The sequence below is a fragment of the Isoptericola sp. NPDC058082 genome (assembly GCF_042885055.1).
Classification (GTDB): Bacteria; Actinomycetota; Actinomycetes; order Actinomycetales; family Cellulomonadaceae; genus Isoptericola.
Window position 1 is genome coordinate 35135 of sequence record NZ_JBHVSQ010000014.1, and the last position, 17469, is coordinate 52603.

Consider the following 17469-nt stretch of genomic DNA (forward strand, 5'->3'; position numbering starts at 1 on the left):
CGGGCGGTGCCGGAGAGGTGGCCGGAGCGGTCGCCGTGGTGCCGGTGCGATCATGGGGCCATGGCATCCGCGCACGGGGTCGGCGACCCCCTCGTCCTCGGCATCGAGACCTCCTGCGACGAGACGGGCGTCGCGCTCGTCCGCGGCGACGAGCTCCTGGTCGACGCCGTCGCCAGCTCCATGGACGAGCACGCGCGCTACGGCGGGATCATCCCGGAGGTCGCGAGCCGCGCCCACCTGGAGGCGATGGTCCCGACGATCCGGCGTGCGCTCGGCGAGGCCGACGTCGACCTGTCCGAGGTGGACGCGATCGCCGTCACCGCCGGCCCCGGGCTCGTGGGTCCGCTGACGATCGGCGCGTCCGCGGCGAAGGCGCTCGCGATCGGCCTGAACAAGCCGCTGTACGGCGTCAACCACGTCATCGGGCACGCCGCGGTGAACCAGCTCGTCGACGGCCCGTTCGACGGCCGCACGATGGCGCTGGTGGTCTCGGGCGGCCACAGCACGCTGATGCTCGTGGACGACGTCGCGACCGACGTCACCGAGCTCGGATCCACGCTCGACGACGCGGCGGGGGAGGCCTTCGACAAGGTCGGCCGCCTGCTCGGCCTGCCGTACCCCGGCGGCCCGCACGTGGACCGGCTCGCCCGCGAGGGCGATCCGGAGGCCATCCGCTTCCCGCGCGGCCTGACCGCTGCAAAGGACCAGGCCGAGCATGCCTACGACTTCTCCTTCTCCGGCCTCAAGACGGCCGTCGCGCGCTGGATCGAGGCCTGCGTCGACGCCGGGCGCGAGGTGCCCGAGGCCGACGTCGCCGCGTCGTTCGCCGCCGCCGTCGCCGACGTGCTCACGGCCAAGACGATCGCCGCGTGCCGGCGGCACGACGTCGAGACCCTCGTCGTGGGCGGCGGCTTCTCCGCGAACAGCCAGCTGCGCGACATGGCGGCGAAGCGGTGCGCGGAGGCGGGCATCGACCTGCGCATCCCGCCCATCCGCTACTGCACCGACAACGGCGCGATGATCGCCGCGCTGGGCTCCGCCGTCGTGCGCGCCGGGGCGGCGCCGTCGAGCTTCGACTTCCCGGTCGACTCGTCGATGCCGATGACCACGATCACCGTCTGACCCCGCCGCGTCGGGCCTGGCGGAAAAGGCCTCGGCACGCCGCCCGGGCCTCGGTAGCGTCCCGGGCGTGGACACCGACCGCCCCGCCATCTATCAGCACCCGCTCGCGTACCTCGTCGGGCTGGAGGGCGTGGCGCTGATGCGCGCGTTCGCCGGGGAGCACGACCGGGCGTTCGTCGAGGCGCGGCTGGCCGACGTGCGCGCGCTGCTCGACGCGGCCGACAGGTTCGGCGACGGCCGCGACGTCCCGCCGATCAGCACCCGCGACGGGTACCGGCACTGGGCGCCCCGCTACGACGGCCCGAACGGGTTCTGGGGCATGGAGGAGCCGCTCGTCCGGCCGCTCATGGAGGGGCTGCCCCGCGGCGTGGCGATCGACGCCGCGTGCGGCACGGGCCGGCACACGGAGTGGCTGGTCGAGCAGGGGCACGACGTGCTCGGCGTCGACTCGTCGCCCGACATGCTCGCGGTCGCCCGCACCAAGGTCCCGGGGGCGCGGTTCGCCGAGGGGGACCTGCACGACCTGCCGGTCCCCGACGCCTCCGCCGACCTGGTTCTCGTCACCCTCGCGCTGTGCCACGTGCGGGACCTGGGGCCGGTGTTCGCCGAGCTGTCGCGCGTGCTGCGGCCGGGCGGGCGCCTCGTCGTCTCCGACACGCGCGGGTACTTCGTCGGCTCGCCCCTCTATCCGCTGGTCGAGGGAGCGGACGGCGAGTTCGGGTACATCCCGAACTGGCAGCACGCCACCAGCGAGTACCTGCAGGCGGCACTGCCCGTGGGCCTGGCGCCGCGGTTCTGCCGCGAGTACGCGGGCGGCGGCGCGGACGAGGACGACGGCGGCCGGGAGTACACCGCGGCCGCGCACGCCGGGAACGGCGCGTTCGACCCCGGCGCGGACCTGGAGCTCGAGGACCCGACCAGGCCGCCCGACATCTGGCAGATGATGCCGTGGGTCGAGGCGGCCGCCCACGCGGCGTACGCCCGGACGCCCACCCTCATCGTGTGGGACTTCGAGAAGGAGTAGTCAGCCCGCCGCGGGCAGCGGTCGCCCGGCGTGCAGCTCGGCGACGAGCGACGCGACCACGGCCTCCAGCGCCGCGGGGCCCCCGCCGTGCGCGCGCGCCACCTCGCGCTGGCGCTGGTACGACGCACCGCGGCGCACGATCTCCCGCACGCCGTCGAGCGCGGCGGCGCAGCCGAGCCGGTCCGCCACGGGCTCGAGGGTCGTGAGCAGGCGGGGGAGGGCGTCGGTGACGAGCTCCTCCTCGCCCGCGTCGTCGAGGATGATGATCGCGTCGGTGCCGTAGCGGGCCGCGCGCCACTTGTTCTCGTGCACGAACCACGGCGGCATCGTGGGCAGCGGGCGTCCCTCGTCGAGCAGGGTCGACAGGTGCTCGACCAGGCAGTGCACGAGGGCGCCGAGGGCGGCGAGCTCGAACGTGTTCGACGTGCCGTCGCAGATCCGCATCTCGACCGTGCCGAAGTGCGGCGCGGGCCGCACGTCCCAGCGCACCTCCGTGAAGTCGTCGATGACGCCGGTGTGCAGCATGTCGGCGGTGTACCGCTCCAGCTCGGACCAGGCCCCGAACTGGTACGGCAGCCCTGCGGTGGGCAGCTGCTGGAAGATCATGGTGCGCATCGAGGCGTAGCCGGTGTCGTCGCCGCCGAAGAACGGCGACGACGCGGACAGCACCTGCAGGTACGGCAGGTACACCAGCAGCGAGTTGACGATGGGCAGCACCTTGGCGCGGTCCTCGATGCCCACGTGCGCGTGCACGCCGTAGACGATCTGCTGGCGCCCCACGACCTGCGCCCGGTCGACGACGGTGGCGTACCGCTTCTTGTCGGTCACCTTCTGCTGCGACCAGTGCGCGAACGGGTGCGTGCCGGCGCCCATGAGGTCGACGCGCATGGGACCGGTGGCGTCGTGGATGGCGGCGATGCCGCGCTCGAGGTCGGCGATCGCCTCGGGCACCGTACGGCGCACGTCGCTGATCACCTCGACCGTGTTCCGCAGGAACTCGGGCTTCACGTAGCGGTGCCGGACGTCGTCGGCCACCGCCTCGATGACGGCCGGCGCCACCTGCCGCAGGTTGCCCGAGTCGGCGTCGACCAGCGCGAGCTCCCACTCGAGCCCGACGCTCGACCGCTCGGAGGCGGCGAATTCCAGCACCATGCGGGCCATGCTTCCACGCGGGGACGCCGGGCCGCGCGTCGGTCCGGCCGCGTCTCGTCGGACGGGCCGCCGCGGGCCCGGCGCGCGTCAGCGCAGCGGCTCGACGACGAGCACGTGCTGCGCGCCGGCGACGCGCGTGAGCACGAGGGTCGCCTCCGCGTCGCCCTTCGGCGAGAGCTGGGCGCGCAGCTGCTCGGGCGTCACGGCGGTGCCGCGCTTCTTGATCGTGAGGCGGCCCACGCCGCGCTCGCGTAGGTAGGCCTTGAGCCGCTTGAGGTTGAACGGCATGACGTCGAGCACGCGGTAGCCGGCGGCCAGCGGCGCCGTGCCGTCCGTGGGCGGCGGGGCGGGCTGGTCGGTCGTGACGTAGGCGATGGTCCGGTCCAGCAGCCGCCCGCCCAGCTCGGCGGCGGCGTGCGCCACGAGCCCGGCGCGGATGACGGCGCCGTCCGGTTCGTACAGGTAGGCGCCGACGGGGCCGACGTCGGGCACGAGCTCGGCGCCGTCGCCGTCCGCACGCCGGTCGGCGCGCAGGGTGCGCGACGTCGTCGTCCCGCCGGAGGTCGCGAGCACGAGCGCGGACCGTCCCGGCCCCGCGGGGGCGAGCGGCCCGAACCAGAGCCCCGCCTCGACGACGTCGCCGTCCACCGAGACCCACTGCGTCTCCGCGTCCTCGGGCAGCCCCTGGTGCGGGATGCCGGGCCCCACCTTGATCCCGAGGGCGGGGACCTGCGCGCGCAGGTCCCACACGGCGTCGAGCGGGGGAGCGTAGGCGGCCGGGTCGAACACCCGCCGGCCCCCGCGCGTGCGGCGGGCCGGGTCGGCGTAGACGCCGTCCACGCCCTCGGCGGCGAGGTCGAGCGCGAGGCCGTCGGCGTGCCGTACCTCGGCCTCGGGGAAGTACCGCAGGTTCACGGTGGCGAGCGCGGCGGTGACCTCGTCGACGTCGGTCGCGAGCACGTGCAGGCCGACGCCCGCGAACGCGAGCGCGTCGGCGCCGATCCCGCTGGTGAGGTCCGCGACCTTGGTGGCGCCGGCGGCGAGGTAGCGGCGGGCGTGCAGGGCCGCGACCACGAGCCGGGTGGCCTGCTCGACGCCGTCGGGCGTGAAGAGCATCCCGTCCGCGAAGTCGCCGAGCTTGGCGCGGGCCTTGGCCCGCAGCCGCGACTGGGTGAGCGCGGCCGCCGCGAGGTCGGGGTCGACGCCGTCGGCCCGCAGCCGGGTGGCCAGGGACATGGCCTGCTTCTCGTCGTAGGGCGGCAGCGAGTTGACCAGCGCCCACCCGTCCGGGCTCAGCAGCTTGCTCACGGAGGAGGGGTCCATCGGGCCATCGTCTCAGGCGCGCGGGTGACGCCCTGGGCGAACGACCCGCCGACCTCTGGCACTCGACTTGTCAGAGTGCTAACGCCTGCCTAGATTTGTCGTCAGCGACCGCAAGGCTGTACCGGCACCCGCGACGACGGCCAGCCCTCGGACGCGACCTGGTCAATCAGCTAGTCCATCCACGCATCGCGAATCAAGGAGGTCCGACGTGTCGGTCCCCATCAAGCCGCTCGAGGACCGGATCGTCGTCAAGGCCATCGAGGCCGAGACCACGACCGCTTCCGGCCTGGTCATCCCGGACACCGCCAAGGAGAAGCCCCAGGAGGGCGAGGTCCTGGCCGTGGGCGAGGGTCGCTTCGACGACAAGGGCAACCGCGTCCCCGTCGACGTCAAGGTCGGTGACAAGGTCATCTACAGCAAGTACGGCGGCACCGAGGTCAAGTACGCCGGGGAGGACTACCTCGTCCTCTCCGCCCGCGACATCCTCGCGGTCGTCGTCGCCTGACGACGCCCAGCACGCAGAAGGCCTCGCACCGTCGTCGGTGCGGGGCCTTCGTGCTGTCAGCCGGTCTTGCGGGCGCTTCCGGCGAGGATCGCGGAGCGCTCGTCCTCGCTGAGGCCGCCCCACACCCCGTAGGGCTCCCGGACCCGGAGCGACTGCTCCCGGCACTGCATCATCACGGGGCACGAGCGGCAGATCGCCTTGGCCGCCTCGGCCCGGCGTCGCCGCGTCGAACCGCGCTCACCCTCGGGGTGGAAGAACAACGTGTCGTCCGCGTCGCGGCAGGAGCCCTGGTACTGCCACTCCCACAGCTCCATCACCGGACCGGGAAGCCTCGAGATCTCCGTCATGGCGAACAACCTACAAGTTGTGCAGAAGTTGTTCAAGGTCCGATTTCGTGACCGGATTCGATGATTCAGTGTTCAACTTCACGGCCGTGGCTGAATGGGTTCGCCTGGCATCTGAACGGCTTTGACCTGCGCCGTCGACCATTACGGCGGCGCGCCCGGGGGAGCAGTGGCGACCCTCCGGTCCTCTCGGCAGAATCGACGCCATGACCTCATCCCGACCCGCTCCTCACGGGGGCGGGTCTCGCGCGTCGAGCGCGGGCCTCGCCGTCGCGGCGGTCGCCAGGCGCCTGGGGGTCGCTCCGGCGACCCTGCGCACGTGGGACCGTCGCTACGGGCTCGGCCCGTCCGCCCGCACCGCGGGATCGCACCGCCGCTACACGCCCGAGGACGTGGCGCGCCTGCTCGTCATGCGCCGGCTCACGCTCGAGGGCGTCGCGCCGGTCGACGCCGCGAAGGCCGCCCTCGAGGCGGGCGTCGAGGAGCTCGAGGAGGCGACCGAGGAGGCCGCGAGCGCCGGTGCCGAGGCGGACGACGGCGACGACGCGGAGCCCGACCCGGAGCGACCGGCGCACGCCGCCGACGGCGACGCCCCGCGCGGGCGAGGCCACCTCCGCGCCCTGCCCGGGGGCGGCGAAGGAGCCTCCGCGGCTCCCGGTCACGTGCCCGGTGGGAGCGCTTCCGGCCGGGTGTCGGCCGTGGTGGACGCCGCCCTCGCCTACGACCAGGCCGGGTGCGACGACCTGCTCGCCATCCCGGCGCAGGGCGACCCCGCCGCCTGGTGGACCGAGATCGCGGAACCGGCCTGGCAGCGCGTCGCCCAGCGGACGGTGCTCGCCGGCCCGGGCGCGGTGCCCGAGGTGGTGCTCGCCACGGCGGCCCTGCGCGCGCTGCGCGACTTCACCGAGGCGTTCGAGCGCGCCATGGTCGCGGGTGGGGCCCCGCCGGCCAACCACCCGAGCCGGATGCGCAAGATCGTGCTCATCTTCGCCGCCCCCGACGAGGTGGTGCCGCTGTCCGCGCACGCCCTCGCCGCCGCCCTGACGGCGAAGGGGGCGACGGCGCGCATCGTGACCGGCCCCGCGAGCACGCACCGCTCGCTCGAGCTGGTGACGATGGTGCGGCCGGCGGCGCTCGTCCTCGCGACGGCGCAGCGGCGTCCCGACCTGGACCTCATCCACGCGGTGCACGAGGGCTTCGCCGAGCTCCCGGTCATCGTGAGCCTGCGGCGGGACGACGCCGCGAGCGAGCTGCCGCTGGCAGCCACCGTGCAGCGGGTGCGGTCGTTCACCGCGATGCTGCACGAGGCGCTCGCCGTCGTGACGTGATCCGTGAGGCGAGCCGTGACGTGAGGTCCGCCACGGCGGGGCCCCGAAGGCCGGACGGGCCGGAATAACGGGGCCGCCCAGAACGTAGACTCCTGTCATGACGGACTCGACCTCGCCCGCGCACGACCCGTTCGGATTCCTCGGCCTCACCTACGACGACGTCCTGCTGCTGCCGGGGTACTCCGACCTCGCCCCGTCGGACATCGACACCACCTCGCGCCTCACCCGCGAGATCTCCCTGCGCGTGCCGCTCGTCTCGGCCGCGATGGACACCGTCACCGAGTCGCGGATGGCGATCGCGATGGCCCGTCAGGGCGGCATCGGCGTGCTGCACCGCAACCTGTCGATCGAGGACCAGGCGTACCAGGTGGACCTGGTCAAGCGGACGCAGACCGGCATCATCTCCAACCCGGTGACGATCGGGCCGGACGCGACCCTCGAGGAGCTCGACAAGCGGGCGGGGGAGTACCGCATCTCCGGCTTCCCCGTGGTCGACGCGGGCGGCCACCTCACCGGCATCGTCACCAACCGCGACCTGCGCTTCACCCCGGTCGCCGAGTGGGCCACGACCAAGGTCTCCGAGGTCATGACGCCCGCTCCGCTCATCACCGGGCAGGCCGGCATCTCGCGCGAGGACGCCACGCTGCTGCTGCGCAAGCACAAGCTGGAGCGGCTGCCGCTGGTCGACGCGGAGGGCCGTCTCGCCGGCCTCATCACCGTCAAGGACTTCGTGAAGTCCGAGCAGTTCCCGAACGCGTCGAAGGACGGCCAGGGCCGCCTGCTCGTCGGCGCGGCGATCGGCTACTTCGGCGACGCGTGGGAGCGCGCGACGACGCTGGTCGACGCCGGCGTCGACGTGCTCGTCGCGGACACCGCGCACGGCAACGTGCGGATGCTCGTCGACATGGTCCGCAAGCTCAAGACCGACCCCGCCACCCGCCACGTGCAGGTGATCGGCGGCAACGTCGGGACGAAGGAGGGCGCGCAGACCTTCGTGGACGCGGGCGCGGACGCGATCAAGGTGGGTGTCGGCCCGGGCTCCATCTGCACCACGCGCATCGTGACCGGCGTCGGCGTCCCGCAGATCACCGCCGTGTACGAGGCGTCCCTGGCCGCGCGCGCCGCCGGTGTCCCGGTCATCGCCGACGGCGGCATGCGGCACTCGGGCGAGATCGGCAAGGCGCTCGTCGCGGGCGCGGAGACCGTCATGCTCGGCTCGATGCTGGCCGGCACCGAGGAGGCGCCGGGCGAGACGATCCTCGTCAACGGCAAGCAGTACAAGGCGTACCGCGGCATGGGCTCGATGGGCGCGATGTCGTCGCGCGGCAAGAAGTCCTACTCGAAGGACCGCTACTTCCAGGCCGAGGTCACCAGCGACGACATGATCGTGCCGGAGGGCATCGAGGGGCAGGTGCCGTACAAGGGCACGCTGAACACCGTCGCGCACCAGCTCGTCGGCGGGCTGCACCAGTCGATGTTCTACGTCGGCGCCAGCACCATCCCCGAGCTCCAGGCCAAGGGCCGGTTCGTGCGCATCACCTCCGCGTCGCTCAAGGAGAGCCACCCCCACGACGTGCAGATGACGGTCGAGGCGCCGAACTACGCCGGGTTCTGAGCCGACCCGCACGACGGTCACGACGGAGGCCCGGCACCCCAGGGGTGCCGGGCCTCCGTCGTCCCGCCGTCAGCTCGCCATGACGCGCGCGTGCAGGGCCTGGACCGCGTACCGGGCGGACCAGAACGCACCGTGCTGCCAGGCGGAGACCTCGGACATCCAGTCGCCCGCGAAGTAGACGCGACCGGCACCCTGCTGGAGCTGCTTGAACCCGGAGGACTCCGTGTTCGGGTAGGCCCACGCGCCCTCGATGTAGGGGACCTTGTGCCAGGCGATGGAGAACGACGACTCCAGCTCCGTGCGGTACTTCTCCCCGTGGATCTTCACGCCCTGCGCGACGGCGCGCCGCTCGCGCTCCCGGGGCGTGAGGTCGGCGTAGGTCCGGGCGTTCGTGCCGGTGTTGTAGTAGCCGACCACGAGGCCCTTGCGCTCCCCGTACCCGTACGAGGGGTACCAGACGTGCGCCAGGTCCATGTCGGTCTCGGTGATGCCGCCGTAGATGCGGTGGTCGTCCTCCCACCAGCGCGACCGGTACTGCAGGCCGATCTTGCCCGCGGGGGAGCCGGTCGAGAACTCGCCGAGCGCGGCGTCCACGCCCGCGCCCCAGTTCGTGTCCCAGCGGCGCATCACGCCCGCCGGCGCCGCCACGATCGCGAAGTCGGCCTCGATCTGCCGGGGGCGGCCGTGGCCGGGCGTGTAGGTGACCCGCACGCCGTGGCTCGTGTTCTCCACGGCGGTGACGGGGGAGCCGAAGTGCACGTTCTGCTTGCCGATGGCCCGCACGAAGTACTGGTAGGTCGTGTCCATGCCGCCCTTGGGCTGGAACATGAGCATCGACTGCTCCCAGTTGATCTCGAACGGGAAGTACTGCCCCACCTTCGAGGCGAGCACCTCCGAGACCGTGCCGGGGCCGGGCAGCGGCGTGCCGTGCTCGTTCCAGGCGGAGGGGTAGGTCGCGAACCCGCGGTTGTCCCCGCCCGCGTACGTGCCGTCGGCCTTGAGCGAGCCCCAGCTGCGCAGGAAGGACCGCAGGTTCTCCTTGTCCTCGGCGGTGAGCCGCTGGTCCAGGGCGCCCTGGTCGGTGGCGTGGCTCAGCAGCTCGGAGGTGTAGCCGAAGACGTCGGCCTTGGCGGTGCGGTAGCGCACGGGGTGGCCCGGGGTCGCCCCGGTCTTCTCGTTGTAGAGGTACGCGTCGGCGTTCGCGTTGGTGAAGACCTCGTAGGGCACGCCCAGCTCGCGCAGGTAGTCCATCGTGACCATCCACTGCGCGATGCGGCCGGCGCCGGCGTTCATGTAGACGCCGTCGTCGAAGCGCGCCGTCTGGGTGACGCCGTCCACGTCCGTCTCGGAGTCGCCGCCGCGGATCGTCAGGGTGCGGCCGCCCGGCCGGTGCCGTGCCTCGAGCACCGTGACGCGGTAGCCGGCCTTCTGCAGCTCGTACGCGGACGCGAGGCCCGCCGGACCCGCGCCGACGACCACGACCTTCTTCGCCGCGCGGCCGGTGAGCGTGAAGTCGCTGCCCCGGGGCGGTGTCCAGGCCGCGGCCGTGGGCTGGGCGGCGGCCGTCGGGGCGAGCCCCATCGCCCCCATCGTGGCGAACATGACGCCGGCGCTGGAGCCGACGCCGACGGCCTGGAGGAAGCCGCGGCGGGAGACGCCGGACGGGCGGCCGTCGGTGACCCCGTCGGTGACCGTGTCAGAGACCATGTGGCACTACCTCTCGTGTCGAAAGGTCTGACGGACGGACGCGGGCGGCCCTGGATGCCGGGCGCCGCCGTCAGCACCGGGCCCGACGGTAGGAGGTCCGCGTCACGCCCCGGGGTCGGCGGGGTTACCGTGTCGTCGCCCCGGGTAACGGGCGCGTTTCGACGGCGTCGCCCCAGGTCAGCGAATCGTGCGCGACCCGCCCCCGTCATCCGGCCGAAACGGTGCGCCCCTACGTTCCCCGCATGAAGAACACCACCAAGGTCGTCCTCGCCGTCGCCGTCACGACCGCCGTCGCCGTCCCTGCCACCGCCGTCGCGGGCGGCCGCCTCTTCGAGCCGAGGCCGACCGAGGCGCACTCCTTCGTCACCGGGGACACCCCGTCCATCGCCGACGGTGTGGCCCTCGGGAAGAACGTGGCCTGGTACAAGTCGTCGGGTCTGGGGCCGTCCGCCCTGAACCGCGCGCCCGGCGCGACCGCCGAGGAGCGCTACGTGCCGACCGACGTCTTCCCCGGCGGCGAGCTGCCCGACGGGGTGACGCTCACCGAGGCCCAGGGGATCAACGCGCTGATGCGGATCGGGGAGAACCTCGAGCGCGCGGGCCTGTCCTACGACGACGTCGTCTCCATGCGCGTCTTCCTGCAGAACCCCGACGGCGAGGAGGCCATGGACTTCGCCGGCTGGAACCGCGCGTACCGGCAGTTCTTCGCCAACACGAACCTCGCCACCGGGGAGACGCTCGACGTCCAGCTCGGGTCGGCGGCCGGTGAGCCCATGGTCGTCAACGAGGCGCGGCCCTCCCGGTTCGCGCTGGAGATCGAGAACCTGCCCGTGGACGGCTGGCTGGTCGAGGTGGAGGTCGACGCGGTGTACGACCGGTAGGTCCGCCGCGCGAAAGGGCGTGACGTCAGGACGGCGTCGTGGTCGGCTGGGCACCATGGACCACGGTGCTCGGGCGGGAGAGCCCGCCGTCACGACCGACCAGGTCGCCGCGGGGCTGCGCGAGCTGGGGCTGGGCCGGTCGTCCACGGTGCTGGTGCACAGCTCGCTGCGCGCGTTCGGGCACGTCGACGGCGGCGCGGCGGCCGTCGCACGGGCGCTGGTCGACGTGTGCGGCACGGTCGTCGTCCCGGCGGACACGTGGGACCGGACCGGCGTCCCGGCCCCGCCCGGCCTCGAGCGGCCGTGGAACGCCTACGGGAACGCCGCGACGTGGGCCGAGCACGACGAGGCCGTCGCCCGTGCCGACGCGTTCGTCCCCGACCTGCCGGTCGACCGGGAGATGGGCGCCGTCCCGGAGGCCGTCCGCCTCGGCCACCCGCACCGGCGCACGGAGCACCCGCTCAAGGGCTTCGTCGCGACGGGGCAGCGGGCCGCCGACGTCGTCGGGGCGCAGACCCTCGACCACCCGCTGGCGCCGGTCGACGCCGTGGCGGACGCCGGCGGGGACGTGCTCCTCCTGGGGGTCGGGCACACGGCGAGCACGGCGATCCACCTCGCCGAGCAGCGCCGGGGCCGCGGGCGGTTCCACCGCTACGCGAAGGTCGGGCCCGGCGCCTGGGCCGAGCTGCCGAACCTGCCGGGGGAGAGTCACCGCTTCGACGAGCTCGAGCCCACGCTGCGGTCACGCACGCGCGAGGTCCGCGTCGGGCGCGCCCGCCTGCGCCGGACGGGCGTGGCCGACGTGCTCGCCGCGGCCCGTGCCGCCCTCCTGGCCGACCCGCGGGCGCTCCTGTGCGACGACCCGGGCTGTCGCTGCGCCGCCGCCTGGCGCGGTCAGGAGCCGGCGACGGCGCCCAGGTGAGCCGAGCCGGTGGACGCCGGCCAGGCGGGCGACGTGGGCGGTCGACCACCGGGCGTCGCGTCGCGCTCCGCGTTCACTCGCTCCGCCCACGCGCGGTGGGCGCCGGCCTGGGCGGCGTGCAGCGCGTCGAGCGCGGCGCTCCGGAGCCGCGGGTGGGCCACGAGCTGGGCGTCGAGGACGTCGAGCGTCGCGAGGACGTCGACGTCCGCCTGGTGGAGCTCGCCGTCGCCCTCGATCCCGTACAGGGCGCACAGGTCGCCGAGGCGCCGCTTGCCCTCCCGGGCGCGGTCCAGCCACCGGTCGAGGACGAGCGGGTCGAGCACCGGCGCGACGGGCCGGCCGAGCCGCTCGGGCACCGTCGGCAGCCCGTGGCGGGCCAGCTCCCTGTCCAGCAGGGACAGGTCGAACGACGCGTTGTAGGCGACGAGGGGGACGCCGCCGCGCACGTGGTGGACGAGGATCGCGGCGATCTCCTCGAGCGCCCCGACGGCGTCCTGGCCGTGCGCGCGGGCCTCGGCGGTGGAGATGCCGTGGATGGCCGTGGCCTCGGCAGGGATCTCGACGCCGGGGTCGAGCAGCCAGGTGCGCACGGACCGGCTGCCGTCCGGGCCGCGCAGCACGAGCGCGGCGGTCACGATGCGGTCGGCCTCGACGTCGAGCCCGGTGGTCTCCGTGTCGAAGCCGAGCAGGGGCCCGCGCGACCAGCCCGGGTCGGGAGCGGCCTGCGGTGCGTCGGGCTCCGCGTACGTCGTCATGCCCCCGGACTGTGCCACCGGCCACCGACAGCACGCGCCGGTAGGCTGTCCGGGTGAGCAACGAGATCGAGATCGGGCGCGGAAAGCGCGGCCGCCGCGCATACTCCTTCGACGACATCGCGATCGTGCCCTCGCGGCGCACGCGCGACCCGAAGGACGTGTCCGTGGAGTGGCAGATCGACGCCTACCACTTCGACCTGCCGATCATGTCGGCGCCGATGGACTCCGTGATGAGCCCCGCCACCGCGGTGGCGCTGGGGAACCACGGCGGCCTGGGCGTCCTCGACCTCGAGGGCCTGTGGACGCGGTACGAGTCGCCCGAGACGCTGCTCGCCGAGATCCGCGACCTGCCCGCCGACCGCGCGACGCAGCGCATGCAGGAGATCTACGCCGAGCCGATCAAGGCCGAGCTCATCACGCAGCGCCTCAAGGAGGTCCGCGCCGCGGGCGTGACCGTGGCCGGCGCGCTGTCCCCGCAGCGCACGCAGGAGCACTACCAGACGGTGGTCGACGCCGGCGTGGACCTGTTCGTCATCCGCGGCACCACGGTCTCGGCCGAGCACGTGTCCGGCAACGCCGAGCCGCTCAACCTCAAGCGGTTCATCTACGAGCTCGACGTGCCCGTCGTCGTCGGCGGCGCGTCCACGTACACCGCGGCGCTCCACCTCATGCGCACGGGTGCGGCCGGCGTCCTGGTCGGCTTCGGCGGCGGCGCCGCCCACACCACGCGCGTGGGCCTCGGCATCCACGCGCCGATGGCCACGGCCGTCTCCGACGTCGCCGCGGCCCGCCGCGACTACCTCGACGAGTCCGGCGGCCGGTACGTGCACGTCATCGCCGACGGCGGCGTGGGCCGCTCCGGCGACATCGTCAAGGCCGTGGCCTGCGGCGCCGACGCCGTCATGCTGGGCGCCGCGCTCGCCCGCGCCGAGGAGGCGCCGGGCCAGGGCTGGCACTGGGGGCCCGAGGCCCACCACCCGGCGCTGCCGCGCGGCGAGCGCGTCGAGGTCGGCACGGCCGGCACGCTCGAGCAGGTCCTGTTCGGGCCGAGCGGCTCCGCCGACGGCACCCTGAACCTCGTCGGCGCCCTGCGCCGGGCCATGGCCACGACCGGCTACTCCGACCTCAAGGAGTTCCAGCGGGTCGAGGTCGTCGTCTCCCCGTACCAGCCGCGGTGATCCCCTGATGACGGCCGACGCCACGACCCGGGACGCGCCCGCCGTCGCGTTCCGGGAGGTCGGGGACGGCGACGTCGAGCAGGTCGTCGCGCTGTGGGAGGCCTGCGGCCTGACCCGGCCGTGGAACGACCCGCGGCGCGACGTCGCCGACGCGCGCCGCACCCCGACGTCGACCGTCCTGGTCGGTGTGGCGGGCGACCGGGTCGTGTCCTCCGCGCTCGCCGGGTACGACGGGCACCGCGGCTGGCTGTACTACGTCGCGGTCGACCCGCAGGAGCAGGGGAGCGGTCTCGGCCGCGCCACGGTGGCCGCCGCCGAGGACTGGCTCCGCGCGGCCGGGGCGCGCAAGGTGCAGCTCATGGTCCGCGCCACGAACGCACAGGTGGTGGGCTTCTACGACCGCCTCGGGTACGGCGACCAGGAGACGGTCGTGCTCGGGAAGTGGTTCGACGGGTCGCGCTGAGAGCGAACGACCCGGACGAACGGGGACGACGGTTGCCGCGGTGTCGGGCGACCCGCGTAGGGTGTCGGCCATGTCCACCGCGCACGAGGGCGAAGGCGCTCTCGGGGAACTTCTTGACCCCGAGCTGCCCGCCGCCACCTATGTCCTGGAGCCCGACGTCGTGGAGCCGCTGACGCGGCGCATCGTCACGTCCCACACCGTCGGGACGCACCGCTCGATCCTCCCCTTCACGGGTGCCCCGTTGGCGACGTTCCCCCTGTCGTCGCCCGACGACGTCGCGTCGGCCGCGGCCCGCGCCCGGGCCGCGCAGCCCGGGTGGGCGCGCGCGACGCTGCGCGAGCGCACGGCCGTGCTGGAACGACTGGGCGCCCTGGTGCTGGAGCGGCAGTCGGAGATCCTCGACCTGATCCAGATGGAGTCGGGCAAGGCGCGGCGCAGCGCGTTCGAGGAGGTCGCGGACGTCGCGATCGCGTGCCGGCACTACGCCGTGCGCGGCCCGGGGTACCTCGGCGAGCGGCGCGTGCCGGGCATGCTGCCGGTGCTCACGGGCGTGCGCGTGCACCGCCGTCCCGTCGGCGTGGTCGGCGCGATCGCGCCGTGGAACTACCCGCTGTCCCTGGTCCTGTCCGAGGCGATCCCGGCCCTGCTGGCGGGGAACGCGGTGGTGCTCAAGCCGGACCCGCAGACCACCCTGTCGGCCCTGTGGACCGCCGAGCTGCTGCAGGAGGCGGGGCTGCCCGACGACCTGTTCCTCGTCGTCGCCGGCGGCGGGGACGTCGGCGCGGCGCTCGTGGAGCACGTGGACCACATCGCCTTCACCGGTTCGACGGCGACGGGTCGCAAGGTCGCGGCGCGGGCCGGGGAGCGGCTCATCGGCACGACGCTCGAGCTGGGCGGCAAGAACCCGCTGTACGTCGCGGCCGACGCGGACCTGGACTCGGCCGTGCCCGGCGTGGTGCGGGCCTGCTTCTCGAACGCCGGCCAGCTGTGCATGTCGATCGAGCGCCTGGTGCTGCACGAGCGGATCGCGGACGCGTTCCTCGAGCGGTTCGCCGTCGCGGTGCGCGACCTCGTCCTGGGCACCGGGCTCGACTACACCGCCGACGTGGGCTCGCTGGTCTCCGCCGCGCAGCTCGAGCGCGTCACCCGGCACGTGGACGACGCGCTCGCGAAGGGCGCCCGCGCGGTCGTCGGCGGGGTACACCGCTCCGACGTCGGCCCGTACTTCTACGCACCGACCGTGCTGGACGACGTCCCCGCGGACGCCCTGTGCGCCCGCGAGGAGACGTTCGGCCCGGTCGTCGCGGTGACCCGCGTGGCGTCGGACGACGAGGCGGTGCGCGTCATGAACGACACCGAGTTCGGGCTGAACGCGAGCATCTGGTCCACCGACGTCGCCCGGGCCCGGCGCCTGGCGGCGCGCGTGCAGTCCGGCACCGTCGTGATCAACGACGGGTACGCCTCGGCCTGGGGCTCCGCGGCCGCGCCGATGGGCGGCTTCAAGTCCTCCGGGCAGGGCCGCCGGCACGGGCGCGAGGGCATCGAGGCCGTCACCGAGGTGCAGACCGTCGCCGTCCAGCGCGGCGCCCGGCTCGGGCTGTCCCTCGACACGCTGTACGCGCTCGGCGGGGAGACGCCGAGCCGCGTGCTGTCCGTCGCGCTCGGCGCGATGCGACGGCTGCGCCTGCCGTAGCCGCGCTCAGGGCCGGGCGAGGAAGGAGCCCAGCGCGGCCTGCGCCGCGGGCTCGCCGAGCAGGCGGGTGAACACCGCGCCCTCGGTGTCGATCCGCTCGAGAACGGCGGCCTGCGTGCCGGACCTGAGGAGGCGCTTGGTCTCGACGAGCGCCGCGACGGGCTTCGCGGCCAGCCGGGCGGCCTGCGCGCGGGCGAGACCGAGCACCTCGGCGTCCGGCAGCACCCGGTTGACCAGGCCGGCGTCGAGAGCCGCGGCGGCGGTGAACGGCTCCCCGAGCAGCAGGGCCGCCGCGGCGCGCTGGTGCCCGACGACCTGCGGCAGCAGCAGGCTGGACCCCGCCTCGGGGACCAGGCCGAGGTCCACGAACGGGAAGAGGAGCGTCGCTCCCTCGCCGGCGTACACGAGATCGCAGTGCAGCAGCATCGTCGCGCCGACCCCGACGGCCGGGCCGCAGACCCCGGCGACGAGCGGCTTGGGGAACCGCGCGATCGTGCGGAGGAAGCGGAACGCCGGGTCGTCCGTGCCGGCCTGCGGGCGGTCCAGGAAGTCGCCGATGTCGTTGCCCGCGCAGAACACGGTCTCGTCGCCCTGCAGCACCACGGCCCGGACGTCCGCGTCGGCCTCCGCCGCGTCGAGGGCGTCGGCCAGCGCGGCGTACATCGCGGTGGTGAGCGCGTTCTTCTTCGCGGGCCGGTTCAGGGTCACCGTGGCGACGCCCTCGGCGGCGCTGGTGAGGACGTCGTCGGTCATGCCGCGACGATAGCGGCCGCCGTGGCTCCCGTCCGAGTCCTCGTCAGAGCTCGCGGACCGCCGCGCGCCACGACGCCGGGATCTCTCGCACGTGCCACCACACCCACTGCCGGGGCCTCGCGCTCGCCGCCGAGACGCCCACGCCCTGCGCGTCCAGACCCGCGCGGTTGCAGCTGAACAGGGCGCGGCGCAGGTGGTAGTCCTGCGTGACGACGACGGCGGTGCGCGCACCCAGCTCGGCGGTGCGGCGGCAGGACGCCGTCGTGTCGAGGCCCTCGCGGTCCAGCGTCAGCGCCTCGTCCGGCACGCCCCGCCCGAGGATCCACTCGCGCATGGAGGCGGGCTCGTCGTAGGGGGTGCCGTCCCGGCGTGGCTGCCCGTCGCCGCTGAGCACCACCCGGTCGGCGACGCCGGCGTGGTACAGCTCCGCCGCCGCGTCCAGGCGGCGCTGCAGGTACGGCGAGGGGGTGCCGTCGGGCCGGATGCCCGCCCCGAGCACGAGGATCGCGTCCACCGGCTCGACGGCTTCGACGGACGGCCGGACCCGCGCCTGGCCGGTCAGCTGCACCCAGGCGACCGGCACGACGACGGCCAGGGCGAGCGCCCCGGCGGTCGCGGCGGAGACCCGCAGCGCACGACGGCGCCGGGCACGGACGGGGAGCGAGGCCGGGATCGGGTCCGTGGCGGGCGGGGTCGAGGTCACG

17 protein-coding genes are annotated in these 17469 nt (G+C 74.2%); 10 read left to right on the plus strand and 7 right to left on the minus strand.

Going from position 1 to position 17469, the window contains the following annotated elements:
• The first annotated feature begins 60 nt into the window (after positions 1-60).
• Complete coding sequence (gene tsaD, locus ACFVS0_RS16995) at positions 61-1122, plus strand: tRNA (adenosine(37)-N6)-threonylcarbamoyltransferase complex transferase subunit TsaD (protein ID WP_430564234.1); 1062 nt, start codon at positions 61-63, stop codon at positions 1120-1122.
• Positions 1123-1189: 67 nt separating this feature from the next.
• The gene (locus ACFVS0_RS17000) at positions 1190-2146 is read left to right on the plus strand and encodes a class I SAM-dependent methyltransferase (protein ID WP_430588606.1); all 957 of its coding nucleotides are present in this window, start codon (positions 1190-1192) and stop codon (positions 2144-2146) included.
• Here ACFVS0_RS17000 and ACFVS0_RS17005 read toward each other — a convergent pair whose 3' ends face one another.
• Positions 2147-3298: a glutamate--cysteine ligase gene (locus ACFVS0_RS17005; protein WP_430550449.1), complete on the minus strand. Its 1152-nt coding sequence runs from the start codon at positions 3296-3298 to the stop codon at positions 2147-2149.
• A gap of 87 nt (positions 3299-3385) precedes the next feature.
• Complete coding sequence (locus ACFVS0_RS17010) at positions 3386-4621, minus strand: SAM-dependent methyltransferase (protein ID WP_430588607.1); 1236 nt, start codon at positions 4619-4621, stop codon at positions 3386-3388.
• 208 nt (positions 4622-4829) lie between these two features.
• On the opposite strand from ACFVS0_RS17010, the gene groES reads away from it, so the two are divergent.
• Complete coding sequence (gene groES / locus ACFVS0_RS17015) at positions 4830-5126, plus strand: co-chaperone GroES (RefSeq protein WP_079572552.1); 297 nt, start codon at positions 4830-4832, stop codon at positions 5124-5126.
• 56 nt (positions 5127-5182) lie between these two features.
• Here the strand turns inward: groES and ACFVS0_RS17020 are convergent, their stop codons facing one another.
• Complete coding sequence (locus ACFVS0_RS17020) at positions 5183-5473, minus strand: WhiB family transcriptional regulator (protein ID WP_166845770.1); 291 nt, start codon at positions 5471-5473, stop codon at positions 5183-5185.
• Between the two features lie 203 nt (positions 5474-5676).
• Here ACFVS0_RS17020 and ACFVS0_RS17025 point away from each other — a divergent pair, with 203 nt between their 5' ends.
• Both ACFVS0_RS17025 and guaB read left to right on the plus strand, forming a co-directional pair.
• Entirely contained in the window at positions 5677-6798 is a 1122-nt protein-coding gene (locus tag ACFVS0_RS17025) for a MerR family transcriptional regulator (RefSeq protein ID WP_430588608.1), read from the plus strand.
• Between the two features lie 97 nt (positions 6799-6895).
• Positions 6896-8413, plus strand: a complete 1518-nt coding sequence (gene guaB / locus ACFVS0_RS17030; protein ID WP_430550446.1) for an IMP dehydrogenase — start codon at positions 6896-6898, stop codon at positions 8411-8413.
• Positions 8414-8482: 69 nt separating this feature from the next.
• Here the strand turns inward: guaB and ACFVS0_RS17035 are convergent, their stop codons facing one another.
• Positions 8483-10120, minus strand: a complete 1638-nt coding sequence (locus tag ACFVS0_RS17035) for a flavin monoamine oxidase family protein (protein WP_430588609.1) — start codon at positions 10118-10120, stop codon at positions 8483-8485.
• A gap of 242 nt (positions 10121-10362) precedes the next feature.
• Here ACFVS0_RS17035 and ACFVS0_RS17040 point away from each other — a divergent pair, with 242 nt between their 5' ends.
• A complete protein-coding gene (locus ACFVS0_RS17040) occupies positions 10363-11001 on the plus strand; it encodes a Rid family hydrolase (RefSeq protein WP_430550444.1) in 639 nt (212 codons plus the stop codon).
• A gap of 55 nt (positions 11002-11056) precedes the next feature.
• The gene (locus tag ACFVS0_RS17045) at positions 11057-11923 is read left to right on the plus strand and encodes an AAC(3) family N-acetyltransferase (RefSeq protein ID WP_430588610.1); all 867 of its coding nucleotides are present in this window, start codon (positions 11057-11059) and stop codon (positions 11921-11923) included.
• Here the strand turns inward: ACFVS0_RS17045 and ACFVS0_RS17050 are convergent.
• Positions 11896-12678 (minus strand): exonuclease domain-containing protein, encoded by a 783-nt coding sequence (locus ACFVS0_RS17050; RefSeq protein ID WP_430588611.1) that lies wholly within the window; start codon positions 12676-12678, stop codon positions 11896-11898. The genes ACFVS0_RS17045 and ACFVS0_RS17050 overlap by 28 nt on opposite strands.
• Before the next feature lie 53 nt (positions 12679-12731).
• Between ACFVS0_RS17050 and ACFVS0_RS17055 the strand changes: the two genes are divergently transcribed.
• The 3 genes from ACFVS0_RS17055 (at position 12732) to ACFVS0_RS17065 (ending at position 16012) form a co-directional block, all read left to right on the plus strand.
• Positions 12732-13856, plus strand: a complete 1125-nt coding sequence (locus ACFVS0_RS17055) for a GuaB3 family IMP dehydrogenase-related protein (protein WP_430550441.1) — start codon at positions 12732-12734, stop codon at positions 13854-13856.
• Positions 13857-13863: 7 nt separating this feature from the next.
• On the plus strand, positions 13864-14319 hold the full coding sequence (locus ACFVS0_RS17060) for a GNAT family acetyltransferase (protein WP_430588612.1): 456 nt from the start codon (positions 13864-13866) through the stop codon (positions 14317-14319).
• A gap of 70 nt (positions 14320-14389) precedes the next feature.
• Positions 14390-16012 (plus strand): succinic semialdehyde dehydrogenase, encoded by a 1623-nt coding sequence (locus ACFVS0_RS17065; RefSeq protein WP_430588613.1) that lies wholly within the window; start codon positions 14390-14392, stop codon positions 16010-16012.
• Positions 16013-16018: 6 nt separating this feature from the next.
• Here ACFVS0_RS17065 and ACFVS0_RS17070 read toward each other — a convergent pair whose 3' ends face one another.
• Together ACFVS0_RS17070 and ACFVS0_RS17075 are read right to left on the minus strand one after the other, a co-directional pair.
• Positions 16019-16765, minus strand: coding sequence for an enoyl-CoA hydratase (locus ACFVS0_RS17070; protein ID WP_430588614.1), 747 nt, complete (start codon positions 16763-16765; stop codon positions 16019-16021).
• Between the two features lie 43 nt (positions 16766-16808).
• On the minus strand, positions 16809-17468 hold the full coding sequence (locus tag ACFVS0_RS17075) for a vancomycin high temperature exclusion protein (RefSeq protein ID WP_430564566.1): 660 nt from the start codon (positions 17466-17468) through the stop codon (positions 16809-16811).
• Position 17469: the final 1 nt, after the last annotated feature.

Excerpts from the sequence above, each read along its gene's own strand:
- ACFVS0_RS17005 (WP_430550449.1), bottom strand. The coding sequence starts at position 3,298 with ATGGTGCTGGAATTCGCCGCCTCCGAGCGGTCGAGCGTCGGGCTCGAG.
- ACFVS0_RS17070 (WP_430588614.1), bottom strand. The coding sequence starts at position 16,765 with ATGACCGACGACGTCCTCACCAGCGCCGCCGAGGGCGTCGCCACGGTG.
- ACFVS0_RS17025 (WP_430588608.1), top strand. The coding sequence starts at position 5,677 with ATGACCTCATCCCGACCCGCTCCTCACGGGGGCGGGTCTCGCGCGTCG.
- tsaD (WP_430564234.1), top strand. The coding sequence starts at position 61 with ATGGCATCCGCGCACGGGGTCGGCGACCCCCTCGTCCTCGGCATCGAG.
- ACFVS0_RS17010 (WP_430588607.1), bottom strand. The coding sequence starts at position 4,621 with ATGGACCCCTCCTCCGTGAGCAAGCTGCTGAGCCCGGACGGGTGGGCG.
- guaB (WP_430550446.1), top strand. The coding sequence starts at position 6,896 with ATGACGGACTCGACCTCGCCCGCGCACGACCCGTTCGGATTCCTCGGC.
- ACFVS0_RS17045 (WP_430588610.1), top strand. The coding sequence starts at position 11,057 with ATGGACCACGGTGCTCGGGCGGGAGAGCCCGCCGTCACGACCGACCAG.
- ACFVS0_RS17035 (WP_430588609.1), bottom strand. The coding sequence starts at position 10,120 with ATGGTCTCTGACACGGTCACCGACGGGGTCACCGACGGCCGCCCGTCC.
- ACFVS0_RS17020 (WP_166845770.1), bottom strand. The coding sequence starts at position 5,473 with ATGACGGAGATCTCGAGGCTTCCCGGTCCGGTGATGGAGCTGTGGGAG.
- ACFVS0_RS17060 (WP_430588612.1), top strand. The coding sequence starts at position 13,864 with ATGACGGCCGACGCCACGACCCGGGACGCGCCCGCCGTCGCGTTCCGG.
- ACFVS0_RS17065 (WP_430588613.1), top strand. The coding sequence starts at position 14,390 with ATGTCCACCGCGCACGAGGGCGAAGGCGCTCTCGGGGAACTTCTTGAC.
- ACFVS0_RS17050 (WP_430588611.1), bottom strand. The coding sequence starts at position 12,678 with ATGACGACGTACGCGGAGCCCGACGCACCGCAGGCCGCTCCCGACCCG.
- ACFVS0_RS17040 (WP_430550444.1), top strand. The coding sequence starts at position 10,363 with ATGAAGAACACCACCAAGGTCGTCCTCGCCGTCGCCGTCACGACCGCC.